The 18,638-nt window shown below is 70.5% G+C and carries 15 protein-coding genes and 1 pseudogene; all 16 read right to left on the reverse strand.

What is annotated here, in order from left to right; genetic code table 11:
- Nucleotides 1-23 precede the first annotated feature (23 nt).
- The 16 genes and pseudogenes from ABD287_RS00660 to ABD287_RS00735 all read right to left on the reverse strand — a co-directional run bounded on the left by ABD287_RS00660 (nt 24) and on the right by ABD287_RS00735 (nt 18,614).
- The gene (locus ABD287_RS00660) at nt 24-905 is read right to left on the reverse strand and encodes an anti-sigma factor family protein (protein WP_344166696.1); all 882 of its coding nucleotides are present in this window, start codon (nt 903-905) and stop codon (nt 24-26) included.
- Nucleotides 902-1,414, reverse strand: coding sequence for a sigma-70 family RNA polymerase sigma factor (locus ABD287_RS00665; protein WP_344166698.1), 513 nt, complete (start codon nt 1,412-1,414; stop codon nt 902-904). Before ABD287_RS00665 ends, ABD287_RS00660 begins: the two co-directional genes overlap by 4 nt.
- A gap of 132 nt (nt 1,415-1,546) precedes the next feature.
- Nucleotides 1,547-2,332 carry an IclR family transcriptional regulator gene (locus ABD287_RS00670; protein ID WP_344166700.1) on the reverse strand — a complete coding sequence of 262 codons (786 nt, stop codon included), beginning with the start codon at nt 2,330-2,332 and terminating at the stop codon, nt 1,547-1,549.
- A 173-nt stretch (nt 2,333-2,505) separates the two neighbouring features.
- Nucleotides 2,506-3,588: a polyprenyl synthetase family protein gene (locus ABD287_RS00675; protein WP_344167705.1), complete on the reverse strand. Its 1,083-nt coding sequence runs from the start codon at nt 3,586-3,588 to the stop codon at nt 2,506-2,508.
- A 139-nt stretch (nt 3,589-3,727) separates the two neighbouring features.
- On the reverse strand, nt 3,728-5,290 hold the full coding sequence (gene nuoN / locus ABD287_RS00680) for an NADH-quinone oxidoreductase subunit NuoN (protein ID WP_344166702.1): 1,563 nt from the start codon (nt 5,288-5,290) through the stop codon (nt 3,728-3,730).
- Nucleotides 5,287-6,837, reverse strand: a complete 1,551-nt coding sequence (locus ABD287_RS00685) for an NADH-quinone oxidoreductase subunit M (protein WP_344166704.1) — start codon at nt 6,835-6,837, stop codon at nt 5,287-5,289. Before ABD287_RS00685 ends, nuoN begins: the two co-directional genes overlap by 4 nt.
- Complete coding sequence (gene nuoL / locus ABD287_RS00690) at nt 6,834-8,765, reverse strand: NADH-quinone oxidoreductase subunit L (protein WP_344166706.1); 1,932 nt, start codon at nt 8,763-8,765, stop codon at nt 6,834-6,836. The genes ABD287_RS00685 and nuoL overlap by 4 nt, the downstream gene beginning before the upstream one ends.
- Before the next feature lie 10 nt (nt 8,766-8,775).
- Nucleotides 8,776-9,075: an NADH-quinone oxidoreductase subunit NuoK gene (nuoK, locus tag ABD287_RS00695; RefSeq protein WP_344166708.1), complete on the reverse strand. Its 300-nt coding sequence runs from the start codon at nt 9,073-9,075 to the stop codon at nt 8,776-8,778.
- Nucleotides 9,072-9,845 carry an NADH-quinone oxidoreductase subunit J gene (locus ABD287_RS00700; protein WP_344166710.1) on the reverse strand — a complete coding sequence of 258 codons (774 nt, stop codon included), beginning with the start codon at nt 9,843-9,845 and terminating at the stop codon, nt 9,072-9,074. Before ABD287_RS00700 ends, nuoK begins: the two co-directional genes overlap by 4 nt.
- Nucleotides 9,846-9,949: 104 nt before the next feature.
- A pseudogene (nuoI, locus tag ABD287_RS00705) lies at nt 9,950-10,564 on the reverse strand (NADH-quinone oxidoreductase subunit NuoI); the annotation flags it as partial.
- A 1-nt stretch (nt 10,565) separates the two neighbouring features.
- Nucleotides 10,566-11,972, reverse strand: coding sequence for an NADH-quinone oxidoreductase subunit NuoH (gene nuoH, locus ABD287_RS00710; protein WP_344166712.1), 1,407 nt, complete (start codon nt 11,970-11,972; stop codon nt 10,566-10,568).
- Nucleotides 11,969-14,476: an NADH-quinone oxidoreductase subunit G gene (locus ABD287_RS00715; protein ID WP_344166714.1), complete on the reverse strand. Its 2,508-nt coding sequence runs from the start codon at nt 14,474-14,476 to the stop codon at nt 11,969-11,971. Before ABD287_RS00715 ends, nuoH begins: the two co-directional genes overlap by 4 nt.
- Before the next feature lie 2 nt (nt 14,477-14,478).
- Nucleotides 14,479-15,795 (reverse strand): NADH-quinone oxidoreductase subunit NuoF, encoded by a 1,317-nt coding sequence (gene nuoF, locus ABD287_RS00720; RefSeq protein WP_344166716.1) that lies wholly within the window; start codon nt 15,793-15,795, stop codon nt 14,479-14,481.
- Complete coding sequence (gene nuoE, locus ABD287_RS00725; protein ID WP_344166718.1) at nt 15,788-16,663, reverse strand: NADH-quinone oxidoreductase subunit NuoE; 876 nt, start codon at nt 16,661-16,663, stop codon at nt 15,788-15,790. Before nuoE ends, nuoF begins: the two co-directional genes overlap by 8 nt.
- Nucleotides 16,663-17,997: an NADH-quinone oxidoreductase subunit D gene (locus ABD287_RS00730; protein ID WP_344166720.1), complete on the reverse strand. Its 1,335-nt coding sequence runs from the start codon at nt 17,995-17,997 to the stop codon at nt 16,663-16,665. The genes nuoE and ABD287_RS00730 overlap by 1 nt, the downstream gene beginning before the upstream one ends.
- On the reverse strand, nt 17,994-18,614 hold the full coding sequence (locus tag ABD287_RS00735) for an NADH-quinone oxidoreductase subunit C (RefSeq protein ID WP_344167708.1): 621 nt from the start codon (nt 18,612-18,614) through the stop codon (nt 17,994-17,996). Before ABD287_RS00735 ends, ABD287_RS00730 begins: the two co-directional genes overlap by 4 nt.
- Between the last annotated feature and the right edge of the window lie 24 nt (nt 18,615-18,638).

Below are 18,638 nucleotides of genomic sequence, written 5' to 3' on the forward strand. Positions count from 1 at the left end.
CGGGGGTCCGGGCGCCAACCGCGTCAGGGCACGTCGTAGCTGAGCAGCGGGGCGCCGTCCGTGGAGCGCACCACCTCCAGGCGTTGGAGCTGGTCCCCCGAGAACCTGGTCACCCCGGAGAACTGCACCCTGTCGCCCGGCGACGCCACCCAGGAACCGACCTGCTCGCGGGCCTCGTCCGGCCCGTAGGCGAACAGGTGGACCGTCCAGGTGGGCGCGTCCGAGCTATCCCGGTCGTAGGCGCAGCGCATGGTGATCTCGGTGCCGTAGCCGTGCCGCAACAACCCGACCTGCGCGGTCAGCGGCACATTCCGGGAGACCGGGACCATCGTCGCCAGCGGTGAGCCCGGCGTCAGCGTGGAATCGGCCGGGGTTTCCGACCGGACGGCGTTCGGGCCGCCACCGGGCGTCTCGGCCCCGGGTCCGCGGACCAGCTGCGTTCCCACCGCGAGCACCAGCAGCAACCCAGCCGTCAGCAGGCCGCCGGCCAGATACCGGACCCGGCCCACCGGTCGCGGCGTCGGGGCAGTCGCCGGGCCGACAACGCGGGACGGGCGACTCGTCACCCGGCCGGGGCGTGCCGCCGACCGTCCAAAACGGACATCGCCGGCGTCGACACGCCGCGTGACCGACGGACGGCCGTACCCCGCGGGCTGGTCCGCGCTGCGGGCGTCGCTGACCGCGGGGCCGGGCCCGACGGAGGGCGCCGGCGGATCCTCCCGCATCAGCGCCTCGACGGCCGCCGCGTCCAGCCGTCCCAGCAGGCCCGGCAGGCCCGCGAGGTCGGCGACACCCTCCCGGCATGCCACGCACCCGGCCAAGTGGCGTTCGTAGTCGGTGCGCTCGGCGGGCGACAGCGCGCCGAGAACGTACGCGGCGTCGGCGTGCTCGTGCTCGCACTTCACCGCGTCACCCCCATCTCGTCCAGCACCACGCGCAGCGAGCGCAGGGCGTAGTGCGTCCGGGACTTGACCGTGCCCGGCGGGACGCCGAGCCGGCTGGCCGCCTCGGCGACCGATCGACCATGGTAGAAGCATTCCAGGAGAACCTCACGATGCACCGGCGACAGCCGCCGCAGCGCCTCCGCCACCGTCCAGGATTCCACGGCGCGCTCCGTCTCGTCAGCTGCCGGGGGCTCGGGGAGCATGTCGGTGAACACCTCACCCACCCGTGCCGATCGGCGGCGCCAGGCATCGATGGCCAGGTTGCGGGCGGTGGTGAAAAGCCAGGCGCGGACGCTGCCCCGGCCCGGATCGAGCGACTCGGGGTGCCGCCAGGCTCGGAGCATGGTCTCCTGCATGAGATCCTCGGCGCCCTGACGGTCGCCGCTGGTGAGCCGTAACGCGTGGGCGTACAGGGCGTCGCCGTGCTCCACCTGCACGGCGCGCAGGCGATCAGCGTGTCCAGAGTTCATCTCGCCCACGGTCGTTTGCCCAGCTCTGTCACCAGTAGCCCCTGTCATCGAATCCGTCTAGACATACGGGGGCCACGCGGGTTTGGTTCAGCGCGGGGGCGGCGGCCGACGCGGCCGAGGGCGGCGGCGACCTCAGCCCAGGTCGGCGGCGTACACCTCGGCGAGAGCGCGGGCCACCGACTGGAGCCGGGTCCGCACGATCCGGGCCGAGGCCATCATCTCGGCAGCGGGCAGCACACAGGCGACGGCCATCCGCCGCTCGAGGTCACGATCGGCGGTGACGACGAGGGCTGCGGTGGCCACGCCCCCGCGGAACTGACCCACCTCGAGCTGAAGGCCGCGCCGGTCGCCGGCGGCCACGTCGGTCTCGAACGCCTCGGGCGTGATCAGGGTCGCGGTGGTGTAGGCGCGCATCCCGTGGTCCTTGAGGAAGCGCAGCCGCTGGTCGACGCCGAGCGTCGCCAGCAGGGCCTTGCCCAGGGCGGTGGCGTGGGCGGCGTCGTCGAACCCGGGGACCACGTCGTCCAGCCGCGGCGAGCGCGCGCCCTCGGCCAACGCGGTGACGGCGATCCGCTCGCCGACGAAACGTCCGATGAGGTGGCTGTAGCCGGTGTCGACAGCGGCTCTGCGCAGCACGTCGCCGACGGCCGCCGGACCGCGGAAGGCCACCACCAGCTCGCGGAACCGGTCGGCGATCTCCAGGCCGACAACGTAGGTGCCGTCCTCTCGGCGGCTGACGTAGCCTTCGTAGGCGAGGGTGCGCACGAGGTGGTATGTCGTGGCGACGGTGAGCTCGCACCGGCGGGCGATCTGCTTGACCGTCAACCCTTTGGGCGCGCGACCGACCGCCTCAAGGACACGCAGCGCTCGGGACACGCTGCGGATGAGGTCGGAAGGTTCTGCTAGGGGGTCGCGCACAACTACCTCCGCGCCGGAAGAGTTACACCCTATGAAATTCGCCGTGACAGCGACATGCCCGTTCGGTTCAACCAAAAGGATGAACGACGGCCACAGCGAGTGTGGCGACCGGCGCCCGCTGTGTCCAGACCCCGATCACGTAGATTCTTCGGATGTTCCTCTGTGGCGCGACCTCAGCCGGTCCGGTCGGCGATAACGTCACACAACGACTCCAAGGCCGTTCGTTGTGGCAAATCAGGCAGCAGCGCCAGCTCGGCCCGCGCGCGTTCGGCGAACCCACGCACCGTCCGCCGGGCCTGTCCCATCGCTGGCGACGCACGCAACAGACCCAACGCCTCGGCGTGCCACGCGTCGTCGGTCAGGGGGCCCGAGCGCAGCAGATCACGTAGCCGCACCGCGTCGGCGTCCACCGCGTCGTCGGCCAACGCGTACAGCATCGGCAGGGTGTGGATGCCCTCACGCAGGTCCGTGCCAGGCGTCTTGCCTGACTGCCGGGACTCGCTGGCGATGTCCAACAGGTCGTCCGAGAGCTGGAACGCCACCCCGATCGTCTCCCCGTAGGTCGACAACGCCTCGACGTCGGCGGCCGGAACCCCGCCGAACATCGCCCCGAACCGGGCAGAGGTGGCGATGAGCGAACCGGTCTTGTCGGCGATCACCTGTAGATGGTGGGCGATCGGGTCGCCGTCGCGCGGCCCGACAGTCTCGGCGAGCTGGCCGTGCACCAGCCGGGAGAACGTGCGCGCCTGGATCCGGACCGCGTCGACCCCCAGCCCGGCGGCCACGTCGGCGGCCCGCGCGAAGAGGTAGTCCCCGACCAGGATCGCCACCGAGTTCCCCCAGCGGGCGTTCGCGCTGGGGGCCCCGCGCCGCTTGGCGGCCTCGTCCATCACGTCGTCGTGGTAGAGGGTGGCCAGGTGCGTCAGCTCGACGACGACCGCCGCCTCGGTGACCTCAGCCGCGGCGACATCGCCGAAGCTGGCCGCGAGCGTCACCAGCAGCGGCCGGAACCGCTTACCGCCGGCCGACAGCAGATGCGCCGCCGTCTCGGCGACGAACGGGTCTGCGCTGGCCACGTTCTCGTGCAACGCCTTCTCGATCGTGGCGAGCCGGGCGCCGATCGCCGACTCCAGCGCCCGGTCCCCGAAGGAGAACCCGATCGCGCCGAGACTGTTGTGCTCGGCCAACGGGCGGCCACCGGCCGCGTCCCCATCGGACGCGCCGGCCCGTGCCGGGCGGGCGCGCCCGCCGACCACCGGAGCCGCCATCATCTGCTCGTCCGACATACTCACCACGCCACCACCATTTCATACCGTTCCCAGCCACCGGTCAGGGCGAACGAGGCGCCCCAGCCGCGGCAGCGGCCAGAGCGCCTCGACAGCGCGCCGGCGACGGTCAGCGCAGGAACTGCGCCGCCGTGTCAGTCAGTTCGAGCACCGGCCCGGGAACCACGCCCAGCAGCAGCGTCCCCAGCAGCCCGAAGGCCAGCGCCCCCGCCGTCAACGCGCCGGGAATCGACACGGTCGGCGTCTGCTCGCCCGGCTCCGACAGCCACATGAGCACGACCACCCGCAGGTACGGGAACGCCAGCACCATGCTCGTGATCACACCGGCGACCACCAGCCATGCCTGGTCGCCGCCGACAGCGGCGCCGAACACCGCGAACTTGGCGGTGAACCCGCTGGTCAGCGGAATGCCGGCGAAGGCCAGCAGCAGGAACGTGAACAGCCCCGCGTACACCGGCGACCGCTTGCCCAGTCCGGCCCAGCGGGAGAGGTGGGTGGCCTCGCCGTCGGCGTCGCGCACCAACGTCACGATGCCGAATGCGGCCAGCACCGAGAAGCCGTAGGCGACCAGGTAGAACATGGTGCTGGACAGGCCGTCCCTGGTGAAGGCCAGCACGCCCACCAGCAGATAGCCGGCGTTCGCGATCGACGAGTAGGCCAGCAGCCGCTTGATGTCGGTCTGGGTCACGGCCATGATCGAGCCGACGAGCATCGTGAGAACCGCGATGACGCCCAGGATCGGCCGGTAGTCCCAGGCGATGGACTCGAAACCGGCGTACAACACCCGCAACAGCGCGCCGAACGCGGCGACCTTCGTGCAGGCGGCCATGAAGGCGGTGATCGCGGTCGGGGCGCCCTGGTAGACGTCCGGGGTCCAGACGTGGAACGGGGCCGCCGCGGCCTTGAACAGCAGACCGACCGCGATGAGCGCCAGCCCGCCGAACAGCAGCCCGGCGCCGGGGCCCTGGGCGCTGGCCGCCTCGTGGATCTCGGCGAAGGTGAGGCCCACCGAGCCGTCGGTCCCGGCCGAGCCGACGTAGCCGTAGACCAGCGCCATGCCGAACAGGAAGAACGCCGAGGCGTACGAGCCGAGCAGGAAGTACTTGACCGCCGCCTCCTGGCTGAGCAACCGCCGCCGCCGCGCCAGCGCGCACAGCAGGTACAGCGGCAGCGAGAAGACCTCAAGCGCCACGAACATCGTCAGCAGATCGTTCGCGGCCACGAACAGGCCCATGCCGCCGACGGCGAACACCGCCAGCGGGTACACCTCGGTCGCGCCGGGCGCCTGGGCGGACTGTCGCTGGTCGACCTCGGAGCCAGCGGTGATCGCCGCCTGGGCGACGAACGGCCCGCCGTGCTCCAGCGACCGCTCCGAGATGAGCAGCAGGGCGACCAGGCCCAGCACGATGATCGCGCCCTGGAGGAACAGCGTCGGGCCGTCGATAGCCAGCGCGTTGCCTGCGGTCAGGACCGCGTAACCGTCCTGCTGGGACCGGATGATGATGAGCGTCAGCGCCGCGACGAGGCCGGCGGCGGCCAGGGTGAACTGCGCGCCGTACCGCATCCGTTTGGGCAGGAACGCCTCGACGAGCACCCCGACACAGGCGACGCCCAGCAGCACCAGCAGCGGGGCGATCGCGCCGTAGTCGATCGGCGGAAGATTCAGGGTCATTGCGAAACCTCCGCGTGAACAGCGGTCGGGGCGGGGTCGGTCTTGCCCACGTCAGCCATGGTCGCCTGGACGGCGGGGTTGATCACATCAGTGATCGGCTTCGGGTAGAAGCCGAAGAACACCAGCGCCGCGACCAGCGGCGCCACCACGACCTTCTCCCGCAGGTTGAGGTCCCTGCGCATCGCCGGGACGTCGTCCAGCGCCGGGTTCGGCGTGCCCTGCACGGTGCGCTGCACCATCCACAGCACGTACGCGGCGGCCAGGATGATGCCGATCGTGGCGATCACCGCCACCGCCTTGTTCACCGTGTACACGCCGACGAGCACCAGGAACTCGGAGACGAACGGGGCGGTCCCCGGCAGCGCCAGCGAGGCGAGTCCGGCGAAGAACAGCATCGCCGCGGCCACCGGGAGGAGCTTGCCGGCACCGCCGAAGTCGCTGACGAGCGCCGAACCGCGGCGGGCCACGAACATGCCGACCACCAGGAAGAGCAGGCCGGTCGCCAACCCGTGGTTGACCATGTAGAGCACCGCGCCGGTGCCGGCCTGGGTGGTGAAGGCGAAGATGCCGATGCCGATGAAGCCGAAGTGGGCGATAGAGGTGTACGAGACCAACCGTTTGAGGTCGTTCTGACCGATCGCCACCAGCGCCGCGTAGATGACGCCGATGAGCGCCAGCGCGATCGCGTACGGGGCGAACCATCTGGTGGCGTCCGGGAACAGCGGCAGGCAGTACCGCAGGATGCCGAACGTGCCGACCTTGTCCATGACGCCCACCAGCAGCGCCGCCGCCCCGGCCGGCGCCGCGCCACCGGCGTCAGGCAGCCAGGTGTGGAACGGGAAGAACGGCGCCTTGACCGCGAAGGCGATGAAGAAGCCCAGGAACAGCCAGCGCTCAGTGCCGTCGGAGATGTCGATCTGGCTCAGCGTCTGCCAATCGAAGGTCTTGCCGCCGACGACCCACAGGCCCACCACCGCGGCCAGCATGAACAGACCGCCGACCAGCGAGTACAGGAAGAACTTCACCGCCGCGTACTGCCGCTTGCGACCCTGGCCGGAGGCGTCCCCGTACGACCCGATGAGGAAGTACATCGGGATGAGCATGACCTCGAAGAAGACGTAGAACAGGAAGATGTCGGCGGCGGCGAAGACGCCGATCATCGAACTCTCCAGCGCCAGCAGCAACGCGAAGTACGCCGGGACGGACCGCTTGCTCTTCTCCGCGTCGTGCCAGCTCGCCAGGATCACCAGCGGCACCAGCAGCCCGATGAGGGCCAGCATCACGAGCGCGATGCCGTCGGCGGCGAAGGTGAAGCTCACTCCCCACTGCGGAATCCAGGCGTAGGACTCCCGAAACTGGAACCGGTCGCCGCCGGCGTCGAACGCGAACCAGGCGATCACCGTCAGCACGAACACGCCGAGCGACCAGACTAGGGCCAGCACCTTCGCCAGCTCACCCTTGGCCCTGGGCACCAGCGCCACGACCAGCGCGCCGACCAGCGGCAGCAGGGTCAGCAGCGACAGGAAAGGGAAATCCGCGGACTTCACGCCAGCCATCCCATCTGAGTTGCCAGGAACGCCGCCACGATGAGCAGCGAGCCCGTGAGGATCGAGACCGCGTACGAGCGCACGAAGCCCGTCTGGAGCCGGCGGAGCCGGCCGGAGCCGCCGCCGACGCCGGCGGCCAGGCCGTTGACCAGGCCGTCGATGCCACGGTTGTCCAGCCACACCAGCGCGCGGGTGAGGAAGATGCCGGGCTTCTCGAAGACCGCCTCGTTGAACGCGTCGGTGTACAGGTTCCGGCGGGCCGCGGTCACCAGCGGGCCGGCCGGCTGCTCGGTGAGGGCGGTGCCGTTGCGGAACAGCGCCCAGGCCAGGACGGCGCCGCCGACGGTGACCGCGGTCGCCAGGAAGGTGAGGACGCCGTGGCTGAGCACCGAGTGACCCTGCTCGTTCGGGCCGAGGGTCGACTCCAGCCACCCGGGCACGGTGGTCGCGATGAGGTATCCGGAGGCGATCGAGCCGAGCGCCAGCAGGATCAGCGGGATCGTCATCACCGGTGGCGACTCGTGCGGGTGCTTGACGTCCTCGGTCCAGCGGGCCGGGCCGTGGAATGTCAGCACGAACAACCGGGTCATGTAGAAGGCGGTGAGACCGGCGCCCAGCAGCGTCGCCGTGCCGAACACCCACGGCTGCCAGCCCTCGCCGGTGAACGCCGCCACGATGATCGGCTCCTTGGAGAAGAAGCCGGAGAACGGGAACAGGCCCAGGATCGCCAGCCAACCGGTGCCGAACGTCAGCCAGGTGATCTTCATGTGCTTGCTGAGCCCGCCGAAACGGCGGATGTCGACCTGGTCGTTCATGGCGTGCATGACCGAGCCGGCGCCGAGGAACATGTTGGCCTTGAAGAAGCCGTGCGCCAACAGGTGCACGATGGCCAGCGCGTACGCCGCGCCGCCCAGACCCACGCCGACGAACATGTAGCCGATCTGCGACACCGTCGACCAGGCCAGGACCCGCTTGATGTCGTCCTTGGCCGCGCCGATGACACAACCGATGAGCAGGGTGAGCGCGCCGACGCTGACCACGACGAGCTGGAGCGTCGAGTTCGCCGAGAAGATGGGGTTCGACCGGGCGATGAGGTACACGCCGGCGGTCACCATCGTCGCCGCGTGGATGAGAGCCGAGACCGGGGTCGGGCCCTCCATCGCGTCCGGCAACCACGCCTGGAGCGGGAACTGGCCGGACTTGCCGCACGCGCCGAGCAGCAGCAGCAGGCCCATCGCCAGGATGGCCGACTGCCCGACCGCGCCGACGCCGTTGAAGACCTCGTCGTACTGGGTGGTGCCCAGCAGCGCGAACATCATGAAGATGGCGATCGCGAAGCCCGCGTCACCGACCCGGTTCATGAGGAACGCCTTCTTGCCGGCGGTCGCCGCAGAGGGCTTGAGGTACCAGAACGAGATGAGCAGGTACGACGCCAGTCCGACGCCCTCCCAGCCCAGGTACAGCATCACGTAGTTGTTGCCCAGGACCAGCACCAGCATCGCGGCGACGAACAGGTTGAAGTACCCGAAGAAGCGACGGCGGCCCGGGTCGTGCGCCATGTACCCGGTCGCGTACAGGTGGATCAACGATCCGACACCGGTGATGAGCAGCACGAAGACCGCCGCGAGCGGATCGTAGAGCAGACCGAAGTCGACCTTCAGGTCGCCGACGGCGATGAAGTCCCACATGCTCAGCTCGACGGACTTGTTGTCCAAGCCGCGCAGCTGGAAGAACATCGCCAGCCCGAGAACGAACGAGGCGGCGACGCTGGCGACGCCGAGCCAGTGCCCCCACTTGTCGGCGCGCCGGCCGAGCAGCAGCAGCACCGCCGCGCTGGCCAGCGGAATGGCCACCAGCAGCCACACGCTCGCCAGCAGCCCGGTGGCGGGGGCGAACTCCACCCGCGACAGATCCACAGTCGAATGCACGAGTGACCCCTCAGTACTTCAGCAGGTTGGCGTCGTCGACGCTCGCCGAACGCCGGGTCCGGAAAATCGACATGATGATGGCCAGGCCGACGACCACCTCGGCGGCGGCGACGACCATGACGAAGAAGGCCATCACCTGACCGTCCACCCCGCCGTTCATGCGGCTGAACGTGACCAGCGCGAGGTTGGCGGCGTTGAGCATCAGCTCGATGCACATGAACAGCACGATGGCGTTACGTCGCACCAGCACACCGCTGGCGCCGATGGTGAACAGCACCGCGGCCAGCACGATGTACGCGCTAGGACTCATTTCTCAGTCCCCTTCGGCGCCGCCTCGGACGCGGAAAGCTCGCGGACCGGCATGATCGCCGGGACGCTGCTGTCAGTGAGGGTGCCGTCGGGCAGCCGGCCCGGGGTGGCGACCGAGTCGGACGTGGCGTAAACGCCCGGCCCCGCCTTCGGACCGGGGTAGCTGCCCGGCAGGAACCGGTGCCGCATCCGCTCCGGCTGGCCGGCGCGCTCGGCCTTCGTCTTCTCGATGTGCGCCAGCGCCATCGCGCCGATCGCGGCGGTGATGAGCAGCGCCGAGGTGACCTCGAACGCGAAGACGTACTTGGTGAAGATCGTCGCGGCGATGGCCTGGACGTTCCCGTTGACCTGCTCGGAGGTGAAGTTGACCGCTGGCCCCCGCTCGGCCATCGCCCGGTAGGCGCCGAGGCCCACCAGGCCGGCGAAACCGACGCCCAGCAGCAACGCCGCGATCCGCTGCCCGCGCAGCGTCTCGATGAGCGAGTCGGAGGCGTCCCGACCGACGAGCATGAGCACGAACAGGAACAGCATCATGATGGCGCCGGTGTAGACGATCACCTGCGCGACGCCGATGAACGGCCCGGCCTGGACCACGTAGAAGACGCCCAGGCAGAGCATCGTGAGGACCAGCCACAGTGCCGAGTGCACCGCGTTACGGGCGAAGACCATGCCGAGGCCGCCGATGACGGCCAGCGGAGCCAGCACCCAGAACGTGGCCAGCTCGCCGCCGGACATGTCACCGGCCGCGGCCAACACCCCGTCCACGATCATTCCTGGCCCCTTCCGCTGGCGCCCGGCTGGTGCCGGTAGCTGCCGTCCGGGACGCCGGCCTCGACGCCGCCGTCGACGACGCCCTCCTGGGGTCCGTGCGCGGCTGCCCGGTCGGCCTGCTGCTCGGCGCCCGGGAAGGCGACCCCGCCGTGCGGCTCCAGCCGGTACCGGCCCGGGCCCATCGACGAGTGCTCGGCCCCGGCGGAGGTACCGGGGTTGGTGAGCGCCCCGACGTAGTAGTCCTTCTCGGAGTCACCCAGCCGCATCGGGTGCGGCGGCTGCTCCATGCCTTCGAGCAGCGGCGCGAGCAGCTGCTCCTTCGTGAAGATCAGGTCCTGGCGGCTGTCGCGGGCCAGCTCGTACTCGTTGCTCATGGTGAGCGAACGGGTCGGGCAGGCCTCGATGCACAGGCCACAGAAGATGCACCGGGCGTAGTTGATCTGGTACACGCTCGCGTACCGCTCGCCCGGGGAGAATCGCTGCTCCTCGGTGTTGTCGCCGCCCTCCACATAGATCGCGTCGGCCGGGCACGCCCAGGCGCACAGCTCACAGCCGATGCACTTCTCCAGCCCGTCGGGGTGACGGTTGAGGATGTGCCGGCCGTGGTACCGCGGCGCTGTCTTGGGGTGCTCGAACGGGTAGTCGGTGGTGACCACCTTGCGAAACATGTGGGCGAAGGTGACGCCGAAGCCCTTCACCGCGTCGGTGACGGCGCCCACGTCACACCTCCTTCCGGCTGGCGTCGGCGTCGCCGGCTCCAGCGCTGTCGATGGTCTCGGTGGTGACGTTGGCGGGCTGACGCCCGGCGACGGTCCGCCGGGCGCGGGGGCTCGGCGGCACCTGAAGGTCCAGCGGCGGGACCGGGAAGCTGCCGGCCGGGCGGGCGGCGAGCTGCTCGGCCAGCGACGGCTCGGGTTGCGGCCGCTTCGACGGCCACAGCAGCGCGGCCAGGGCCAGCGCGCCGACGACCCCGCCGACGATCAACCACTTGGTCTGCTCGCTGGGGTCGTTGTTCTGGAGCGCCTTGATGCCGGCCAGGGCCACGATCCAGGCCAGGTTGATCGGCAGCAGGACCTTCCAGCCGAAGCGCATGAACTGGTCGTACCGCAGTCGCGGCAGCGTGGCCCGCACCCAGACGAACAGGAACAGGATCAGCGTCACCTTGGCGAAGAACCAGAGCATCGGCAACCAGCCGGAGTTCGCGCCCTCCCAGAGCGTGATCGGCCAGGGCGCCCGCCAGCCGCCGAGGAACAGCGTCGTGATCATGGCGGACATGCCCACCATGGCGACGTACTCGGCCAGCATGTACAGCATGAACTTGATCGAGGCGTACTCGGTCATGTAGCCGGCGACCAACTCCGACTCGGCCTCGGGCAGGTCGAACGGCGCCCGGTTGGTCTCACCGAACGCCGCGACCAGGAAGACCAGGAAGCTGGGGATGAGCAGCAGCGCGTACCAGCTCGGGGCGTGCAGGTTCAGGCCGGAGATGTCGATGCCGAACAGCGAGTCGATCGGCTGCCCGTCGGCCTGCGCGGCGACGATGCCGGACGTCGACATGGTGCCGGCGGTCATGAAGACCGCCACCAGCGACAGGCCCAGCGCCACCTCGTACGAGATCATCTGCGCCGACGACCGAAGGCCGCCCAGCAGCGGGTACGTCGAGCCCGACGCCCAACCGCCCAGGACGATGCCGTAGACCGCCATCGACGAGCACGCCAACGCGATGAGCGCGCCCACCGGGACGTCGGTGACCTGCAACGGCGTCCAGTGTCCGCCGATGCTCACCATCGGACCGAACGGCACGATCGACAGCGCGGTCAGCGCAAAGATCGCGCTGATGGTCGGGGCGAAGAAGAAGACGACCTTGTCCGCCTTGGTGGGGAGCAGGTCCTCCTTCAGCATGCCCTTGATGCCGTCCATCAGGGTCTGGAGCAGGCCGAACGGGCCGACCTGGTTCGGGCCGGGGCGCTGGGCCATGTAGGCCACCACCCGCCGCTCGAACCAGACGCCGAGCACGGTCAGGCCGGCGCCCACCACGAAGGCGAACAGGACCTTGCACAGGACGAGCCACCACGGGTCCTGACCGAAGTCGGTCAGCGTGGGGTCCTGCGCCACGATCGAAGTCATCGGTTTCCTCCCGCGGAGACCGTCACGGAGCCCGGCGCGTCAGCGCCGGACGCGGCGCCCGCCGCGACCGTCACCACCGATCCCCCGACCGCGCCCAGGCTGCGGCGGACCGTGACGCCGGGCGAGTTCGTGGGCAGCCACACCACCGCGTCGGGCAGGTCGGTCACGGCCGCCGGCAGGGTGAGCGCGCCGCGCTCGGCGCCGACGGTGACCGGGTCGCCCTCGGCGACGCCGAGGCGTTGGGCCAGGGCCTTGCTGATCCGGACGACCGCCGGCCGGGCGGTGCCGCCCAGGTGCTCGTCGCCGTCGAGCAGGCTGCCCAGGTCGATGAGCTGGTGCCAGGTGGCCAGGACAGCCTGGCCGTCGCCGACCGCCGGGGCGCCGGCCGCGGCCACCGCCGGCGCGTCCGGGCGTTCGCCCGGAGCCACCGGCAACGCGCCCAGCTCGCGCCGGGCGGCCTCGATCTCGCCGACGCCCAGCGCCGCGCCGAGCTGGCCGGCGAGCACGTCAAGCACCCGCGCGTCCGACATGGCCGAGGTGTCGAGGACCCGGTCGAACGGCCGCAGCCGGCCCTCCCAGTCCAGGAAAGACCCGGCCTTCTCGACCACCGGCGCCACCGGCAGGACCACGTCGGCCCGCCGGCTCACCGCGCTGTTGCGCACCTCGAGGCTGACCAGGAACGGCACCGCGTCCAGGGCCTGCTCCGCCAGGCGCGGGTCGGCCAGGTCGGCCGGGTCGACGCCCGCGACGACCAGCGCGTCCAGCTCGCCCGCGGCGGCCGCCGCGAGGATCGCGTCGGTGTCCCGGCCCACCCGCGCCGGCAGTCCGCCAGCGTCAAGGCCCCAGGCATCGCCGACGGCAGCCCGCGCCGCCGGGTCGGTGACCAGGCCACCGCCGGGGAACAGGTTCGGCAGGCAACCGGCGTCCAGGGCGCCCCGGTCGCCGGCGCGCCGCGGCACCCAGGCCAGCCTCGCGCCGGTCCGCGCGGCCAGCGCCGCGGCTGCCGAGAGGCCACCGGGGACGGTCGCCAGGCGCTCGCCGACGAACAGCAGCGCGCCCGGCCTCGACAGCGACTCGGCGAGCGAGTCGTTGCCGGCCAACGTCGCGGCCTCGTCGCCGGGGACCGTGGTGACGACCCGCGCGCCGAGTTTGGCCAGCCCGTGGCTGGTGAACGGCGCCAGCGCCACCACCGGCAGTCGGCGGGCCAGGACGACCTTACGCAGCCGCAGGAAGAGGATCGGGCACTCCTCCTCCGGCTCCAGCCCCACCAGTGCCACCGCCGGCGCCGCCTCGATGTCGGCGTAGGTGACGTCCGAGCGTCCGGCGACCGTCGAGGCCAGGAAGTCGGCCTCCTCAGTGCCGCCGGCCCCAACCGCCCGGGTCGGGCGGGCCCGGAAGTCGATGTCGTTGGTGCCCAGGGCCACCCGGGCGAACTTGGCGTACGCGTAGGCGTCCTCGACGGTCAGCCGACCGCCGGTGAGCACCGCGGCGCCGCGACCGGCCTTGGCCCCGGCCAGGCCGCGCGCCGCGACCGCCAGCGCCTCGCTCCACGACGCCTCACGCAGCTCGCCGGTCCCGGCGTCGCGCACCAGCGGCGAGGTGAGCCGGTCGAAGGCGGTGGCGTACTGGAAGCCCCACCGGCCCTTGTCGCAGTTCCACTCCTCGTTGACCTGCGGGTCCTCACCGGCGAGCCGACGCATGACCTTGCCGCGCCGGTGGTCGGCGCGCTGAGCGCAACCGGCCGAGCAGTGCTCGCAGACGCTCGGCGACGACACCAGGTCGAACGGGCGGGCCCGGAACCGGTACTGGGCGCCGGTGAGCGCCCCCACCGGGCAGATCTGGACGGTGTTGCCGGAGAAGTACGACTGGAACGGGGCGTCATTGTCGCCGGGAGTGGAGCCGTCCCCGTCGCCGCCGAAGTAGTCGTCCCGGTAGATGTTGATCTGCTCGGCCGAGCCCCGGTCCATGAGGTCGATGAACTTGTCACCGGCGATCTGGTCCGAGAACCGGGTGCAGCGCTGGCACAGCACACAGCGCTCCCGGTCCAGCAGCACCTGCGACGAGATCGGCATCGGCTTGACGTACTCGCGCTTGTGCTCGTGGAAGCGCGAGTCGCTGCGACCGCTGGACATCGCCTGGTTCTGCAACGGGCACTCGCCGCCCTTGTCGCACATCGGGCAGTCGAGCGGGTGGTTGATGAGCAGGAACTCCATCTGTCCACGCTGGGCCTTGTCGGCCACCTCGGAGGTCATCTGGGTGTTCACCACCATGCCGTCGGCGACGGGCTGGGTGCAGGAGGCTACCGGCTTGCGCTGACCCTCCACCTCGACCAGGCACTGCCGGCAGGCGCCCGCGGGCGCCAGCAGCGGGTGGTCGCAGAAGCGCGGGATCGCCACGCCCATCCGCTCGGCGGTCCGGATGACCAGTTCGCCTTTCGGCGCGGTGACCTCGACCCCGTCGATGGTCAGCGTGACCATGTCCACCGTCTTGTCCACATCAGTCATGATCAGTGGGCTCCTGCCAGGGCGGCGGCGCTCAGACGCGGCGCCTTGCGACCCTCGATGTAGTCCAGGTAGTCCTGTTTGAAGTACTTCAGCGACGACGTCACCGGGCTGGTCGCGCCGTCGCCCAGGCCGCAGAACGAGCGGCCGAGGATGTTGTCGCAGGCGTCCAGCAGCGTGTCCAGGTCCTCGTGGGCGCCGCCGCCGGACAGCAGCCGCCGGAAGATCCGGACCATCCAGTAGTTGCCCTCGCGGCACGGGGTGCACTTGCCGCACGACTCGTGGTGGTAGAACTCGATCCACCGGTAGGTGGCGTAGACCGGGCAGTCCTGGTCGGAGAAGATCTGCGTCGCCGTGGTGCCCAGGATCGAGCCCGCAGCGGCCACCGCCTCGAAGTCCAGCGGAACGTCCAGGTGCTCGGCGGTCAGCAGCGGCGTCGACGAGCCGCCCGGGGTCCAGAAGCGCAGGTTGTGCCCCGGCTTCATCCCGCCGGCCAGCTCGATCAGCTCCCGTAACGTGATGCCCAGTCCGCACTCGTACTGGCCCGGGTCGTTCACCCGGCCGGAGAGCGAATAGATCATCGGGCCGGACGACTTCTCGGTGCCCATCGACTTCCACCACGCCGAGCCGCCCAGCACGATGTACGGCACCGAGGCGATCGTGCCGACGTTGTTGACCACCGTCGGGCAGGCGTACAGGCCGTGGGTCGCCGGGAACGGCGGCCGGAGCCGGGGCTGGCCGCGCCGGCCCTCCAACGAGTCCAGCAGCGCCGTCTCCTCGCCGCAGATGTACGCGCCGGCGCCGGAGTGGACGGTCAGGTCCAGGTCGAAGCCCGAGCCCATGATGTTGGCGCCCAGATAACCGGCCTTGTACGCCTCGTCGATGGCGTGTCGCAGCCGGCGGGCAGCATGCACCGCCTCGCCGCGGATGTAGATGTACGCGCGCTTGGCACGGATCGCGTACGAGGCGATGACAACGCCCTCGATGAGCGAGTGCGGGTCGCACGTCATCAGCGGTAGGTCCTTGCAGGTGCCCGGCTCGCCCTCGTCGGCGTTGACGACGAGATAGTGCGGCTTGCCATCGTTCTGCGGGATGAAGCCCCACTTGAGACCGGTCGGGAAGCCGGCGCCGCCCCGGCCACGCAGGCCGGAGTCCTTGACGAGCTGGATGACGTCGTCGGGGTGCGCCGCCAGCGCCTTGCGCAGCGCGGCGTAGCCGTCGAGCTGCTCGTAGGTGTCCAACCGCCAGGCGTCCGGCGACAGCCAGCGCTTGGTGAGCACCGGGGTCAGCTTGGCGAGGGTCTCCCGCCGGGGCTCAGTCACGGGTCTCCCCCTTGGCGTCGGAGAGCAGCTTGTCCTGCGGCTGCGGGGCGTCGCCGGCCGGTTTACGGTCGCTGGCCGGTTTGTTCGCCGCCGGGACAGCCGTGGGCCTGGCGTTGCGGCCGTCGCCAGTCGGGATCGGGGTGTTCGGGTCGAAGCCGGGCACGGAGATGCCGTGCTGCTCTGCCAGCCGGTTGCCGCGCAGGGTGGCTGCGCCGGCCCCGAGGTCCGCGACCGCGCCGTCCCGGTCGTCGGCGAAGCCGGCGAGCTGGACGGCCATCTCCTTGAGCGAGCAGAGCCGCGCGCCCCGACTGGGCTGTGGGCGCTCGCCGCCGCGCAGCCTGTTCACCACGTCGACGGCGCCGTCCGGGGTGACCTCGTCGAAGAAGTCGTAGTTGACGGTCATCACCGGGCCGTAGTCACAGGCCGCCAGGCACTCGGCGTGCTCCAGCGTGATCCTGCCGTCGGCGGTGGTCTCGTCATGCCCGACGCCCAGCAGCTCGGTCAGGGTGTCGTAGACCTCCTGGCCGCCGAGCACGTTGCACATGGTGTTCGTGCACACGCTCACCAGGTACTCGCCGGTGGGCTTGCGCTTGTACATCGTGTAGAACGTGGCCACCGCCGCGACCTGCGCCTTGTGGATGCCGAGCGCCGCAGCACAGTACTCGACGCCGGCCGGCGTCACGTAGCCGTCCACGGACTGCACGAGGTGCAGCAGCGGCAGCAGTCCCGAGCGCGGGCCGTCCGGGTAACGGGCCAGGATCTCGGCGACCTGCCCGTCGAGCTGCTGGCGCAGCGCCTGGGCGGCCGGCGACAGCTTGTCCAGCTGCGGCGGCGCGCCGTCGATCGAGACGTTCACTGGTACGGACATCAGCGGTCACACCCACCCATGACGGGGTCCAACGAAGCGCCGCCGGCGATGACGTCGGCGATGAGGCCGCCCTCGGCCATCGCCGGGAGCGCCTGGAGGTTGATGAAACTCGGCTCGCGGTAGTGCACCCGGTACGGACGGGTCCCGCCGTCGGAGACGGCGTGGGCGCCCAGCTCGCCGCGCGGATGCTCAATCGCCTGGTACACCTGGCCGGCCGGGACCCGGAAGCCCTCGGTGACCAGCTTGAAGTGGTGGATGAGCGACTCCATCGACTCGCCCATGATCTTGGCGACGTGTTCGAGCGAGTTGCCCATGCCGTCCGCGCCCATGGCCAGCTGCGCCGGCCAGGCGATCTTCTTGTCCGCGATCATGATCGGGCCCGGCCGGAGCCGCGCCAGCGCCTGCTCGACGATCCTCATCGACTCGCGCATCTCGGCCATCCGGACCTCGTACCGGCCCCACACGTCCGCGGTGGTGGCCACCGGCACGTCGAAGTCGTAGGTCTCGTAACCGCAGTACGGGTCGGTCTTGCGCAGGTCCCAGGGCAGACCGGCCGAGCGCAGCACCGGACCGGTGACGCCCATCGCCAGACACGCCGGGATGTCCAGGAGCGCGACGCCCTTGGTCCGCTCGATCCAGATCGGCTGCCCCGACAGCAGGTCCTCGTACTCGGACATCTTCTTCGGGAAGAGCTGAAGGAACTCGTTGATCTTCACGATCGCCGCGTCCGGGATGTCCTGGGCGACGCCGCCCGGACGCACGTACGCCATGTTCATCCGCAGGCCGCAGGTCATCTCGAAGATCTCGAGGATCAGCTCCCGCTCGCGGAAGCAGTACAGCATCGCCGAGATCGCGCCCAGCTCCATGCCGGTGGTGCCCAGCCAGACCAGGTGCGAGGCGATCCGGTTCAGCTCCATCATGAGCACCCGGATCGTGGTGGCCCGCTCCGGAATCTGGTCGGTGACCCCGAGCAGCTTCTCCACGGCCAGGCAGTACGCCGTCTCGTTGAAGATCGGCGCCAGATAGTCCATCCGGGTCACGAAGGTCGTGCCCTGGGTCCAGTTGCGGTACTCGAGGTTCTTCTCGATGCCGGTGTGCAGGTAGCCCACGATCGGACGGACCTCGGTGACCGTCTCGCCCTCCAGCTCGCAGACCAGCCGCAGCACGCCGTGCGTCGACGGGTGCTGCGGACCCATGTTGACGATGATCTTCTCGTCGTTGAGCGGATCGACGCCCCGGACCACCTGGTCCCAGTCCCCGCCGGTGACGGTGAAGACCTTGCCCTCGGTGGTGTCGCGGGCCGCCGCGTAGGTGAGGTTTTCGGGCTCGCTCATCGGTAGGACCTCCGCGTGTCCGGGGGCGGGATCTCGACGCCCTTGTACTCGACCGGAACGCCGCCCAGCGGGTAGTCCTTGCGCTGGGGGTGACCCTCCCAGTCGTCGGGCATGAGGACGCGGGTGAGGTTCGGGTGGCCGGTGAAGACGACGCCGAACATGTCGTACGCCTCGCGCTCCTGCCAGTCCGCCGTCGGGTACACCGCGGTGACGCTGGGCACCCGGGGCTCCTCGACGGTGACCGCGACCTCAAGCCGGATCCGGCGCCGGTACGTCATCGAGGTCAGGTGATAGACGACGTGCAGCCGCCGCGCGTCGCTGCCGAGGTAGTCGACGCCGGACACGCTGTTGCACAGCTCGAACCGCAGCGCCTCGTCGTCGCGCAGGGTCTGGCACAACTCGGCGATCCGCTCGGCCCGTACGTGCAGGGTCAGCTCGCCACGGTCGACGACGACCCGCTCGATCGCGTCGTCGAAGCCGGGGAAGGCCTCGGCGAGCGCGTCGTGGACCTCGTCGAAGTACCCGCCGTACGGACGCTGCGTCTGGGTGACCGCCGTCCCGACCCGGCTCAGGCCACCGAAGCCGGAGGTGTCGCCGGAGCCGCCGACGCCGAACATGCCCTGCTGCGGCGCGCTGGCCCG

It is taken from the genome of Pilimelia columellifera subsp. columellifera (genome assembly GCF_039532605.1).
Taxonomy (GTDB): Bacteria; Actinomycetota; Actinomycetes; order Mycobacteriales; family Micromonosporaceae; genus Pilimelia; species Pilimelia columellifera.

What these genes read in the sequence shown, in the direction of transcription:
- nuoN (WP_344166702.1), bottom strand. Translation starts at nt 5,290, where the DNA reads ATGACCCTGAATCTTCCGCCGATCGACTACGGCGCGATCGCCCCGCTG.
- ABD287_RS00730 (WP_344166720.1), bottom strand. Translation starts at nt 17,997, where the DNA reads ATGAGCGAGCCCGAAAACCTCACCTACGCGGCGGCCCGCGACACCACC.
- nuoH (WP_344166712.1), bottom strand. Translation starts at nt 11,972, where the DNA reads ATGACTTCGATCGTGGCGCAGGACCCCACGCTGACCGACTTCGGTCAG.
- ABD287_RS00700 (WP_344166710.1), bottom strand. Translation starts at nt 9,845, where the DNA reads ATGATCGTGGACGGGGTGTTGGCCGCGGCCGGTGACATGTCCGGCGGC.
- nuoK (WP_344166708.1), bottom strand. Translation starts at nt 9,075, where the DNA reads ATGAGTCCTAGCGCGTACATCGTGCTGGCCGCGGTGCTGTTCACCATC.
- nuoE (WP_344166718.1), bottom strand. Translation starts at nt 16,663, where the DNA reads ATGTCCGTACCAGTGAACGTCTCGATCGACGGCGCGCCGCCGCAGCTG.
- ABD287_RS00665 (WP_344166698.1), bottom strand. Translation starts at nt 1,414, where the DNA reads ATGAACTCTGGACACGCTGATCGCCTGCGCGCCGTGCAGGTGGAGCAC.
- ABD287_RS00715 (WP_344166714.1), bottom strand. Translation starts at nt 14,476, where the DNA reads ATGACTGATGTGGACAAGACGGTGGACATGGTCACGCTGACCATCGAC.
- ABD287_RS00735 (WP_344167708.1), bottom strand. Translation starts at nt 18,614, where the DNA reads ATGTTCGGCGTCGGCGGCTCCGGCGACACCTCCGGCTTCGGTGGCCTG.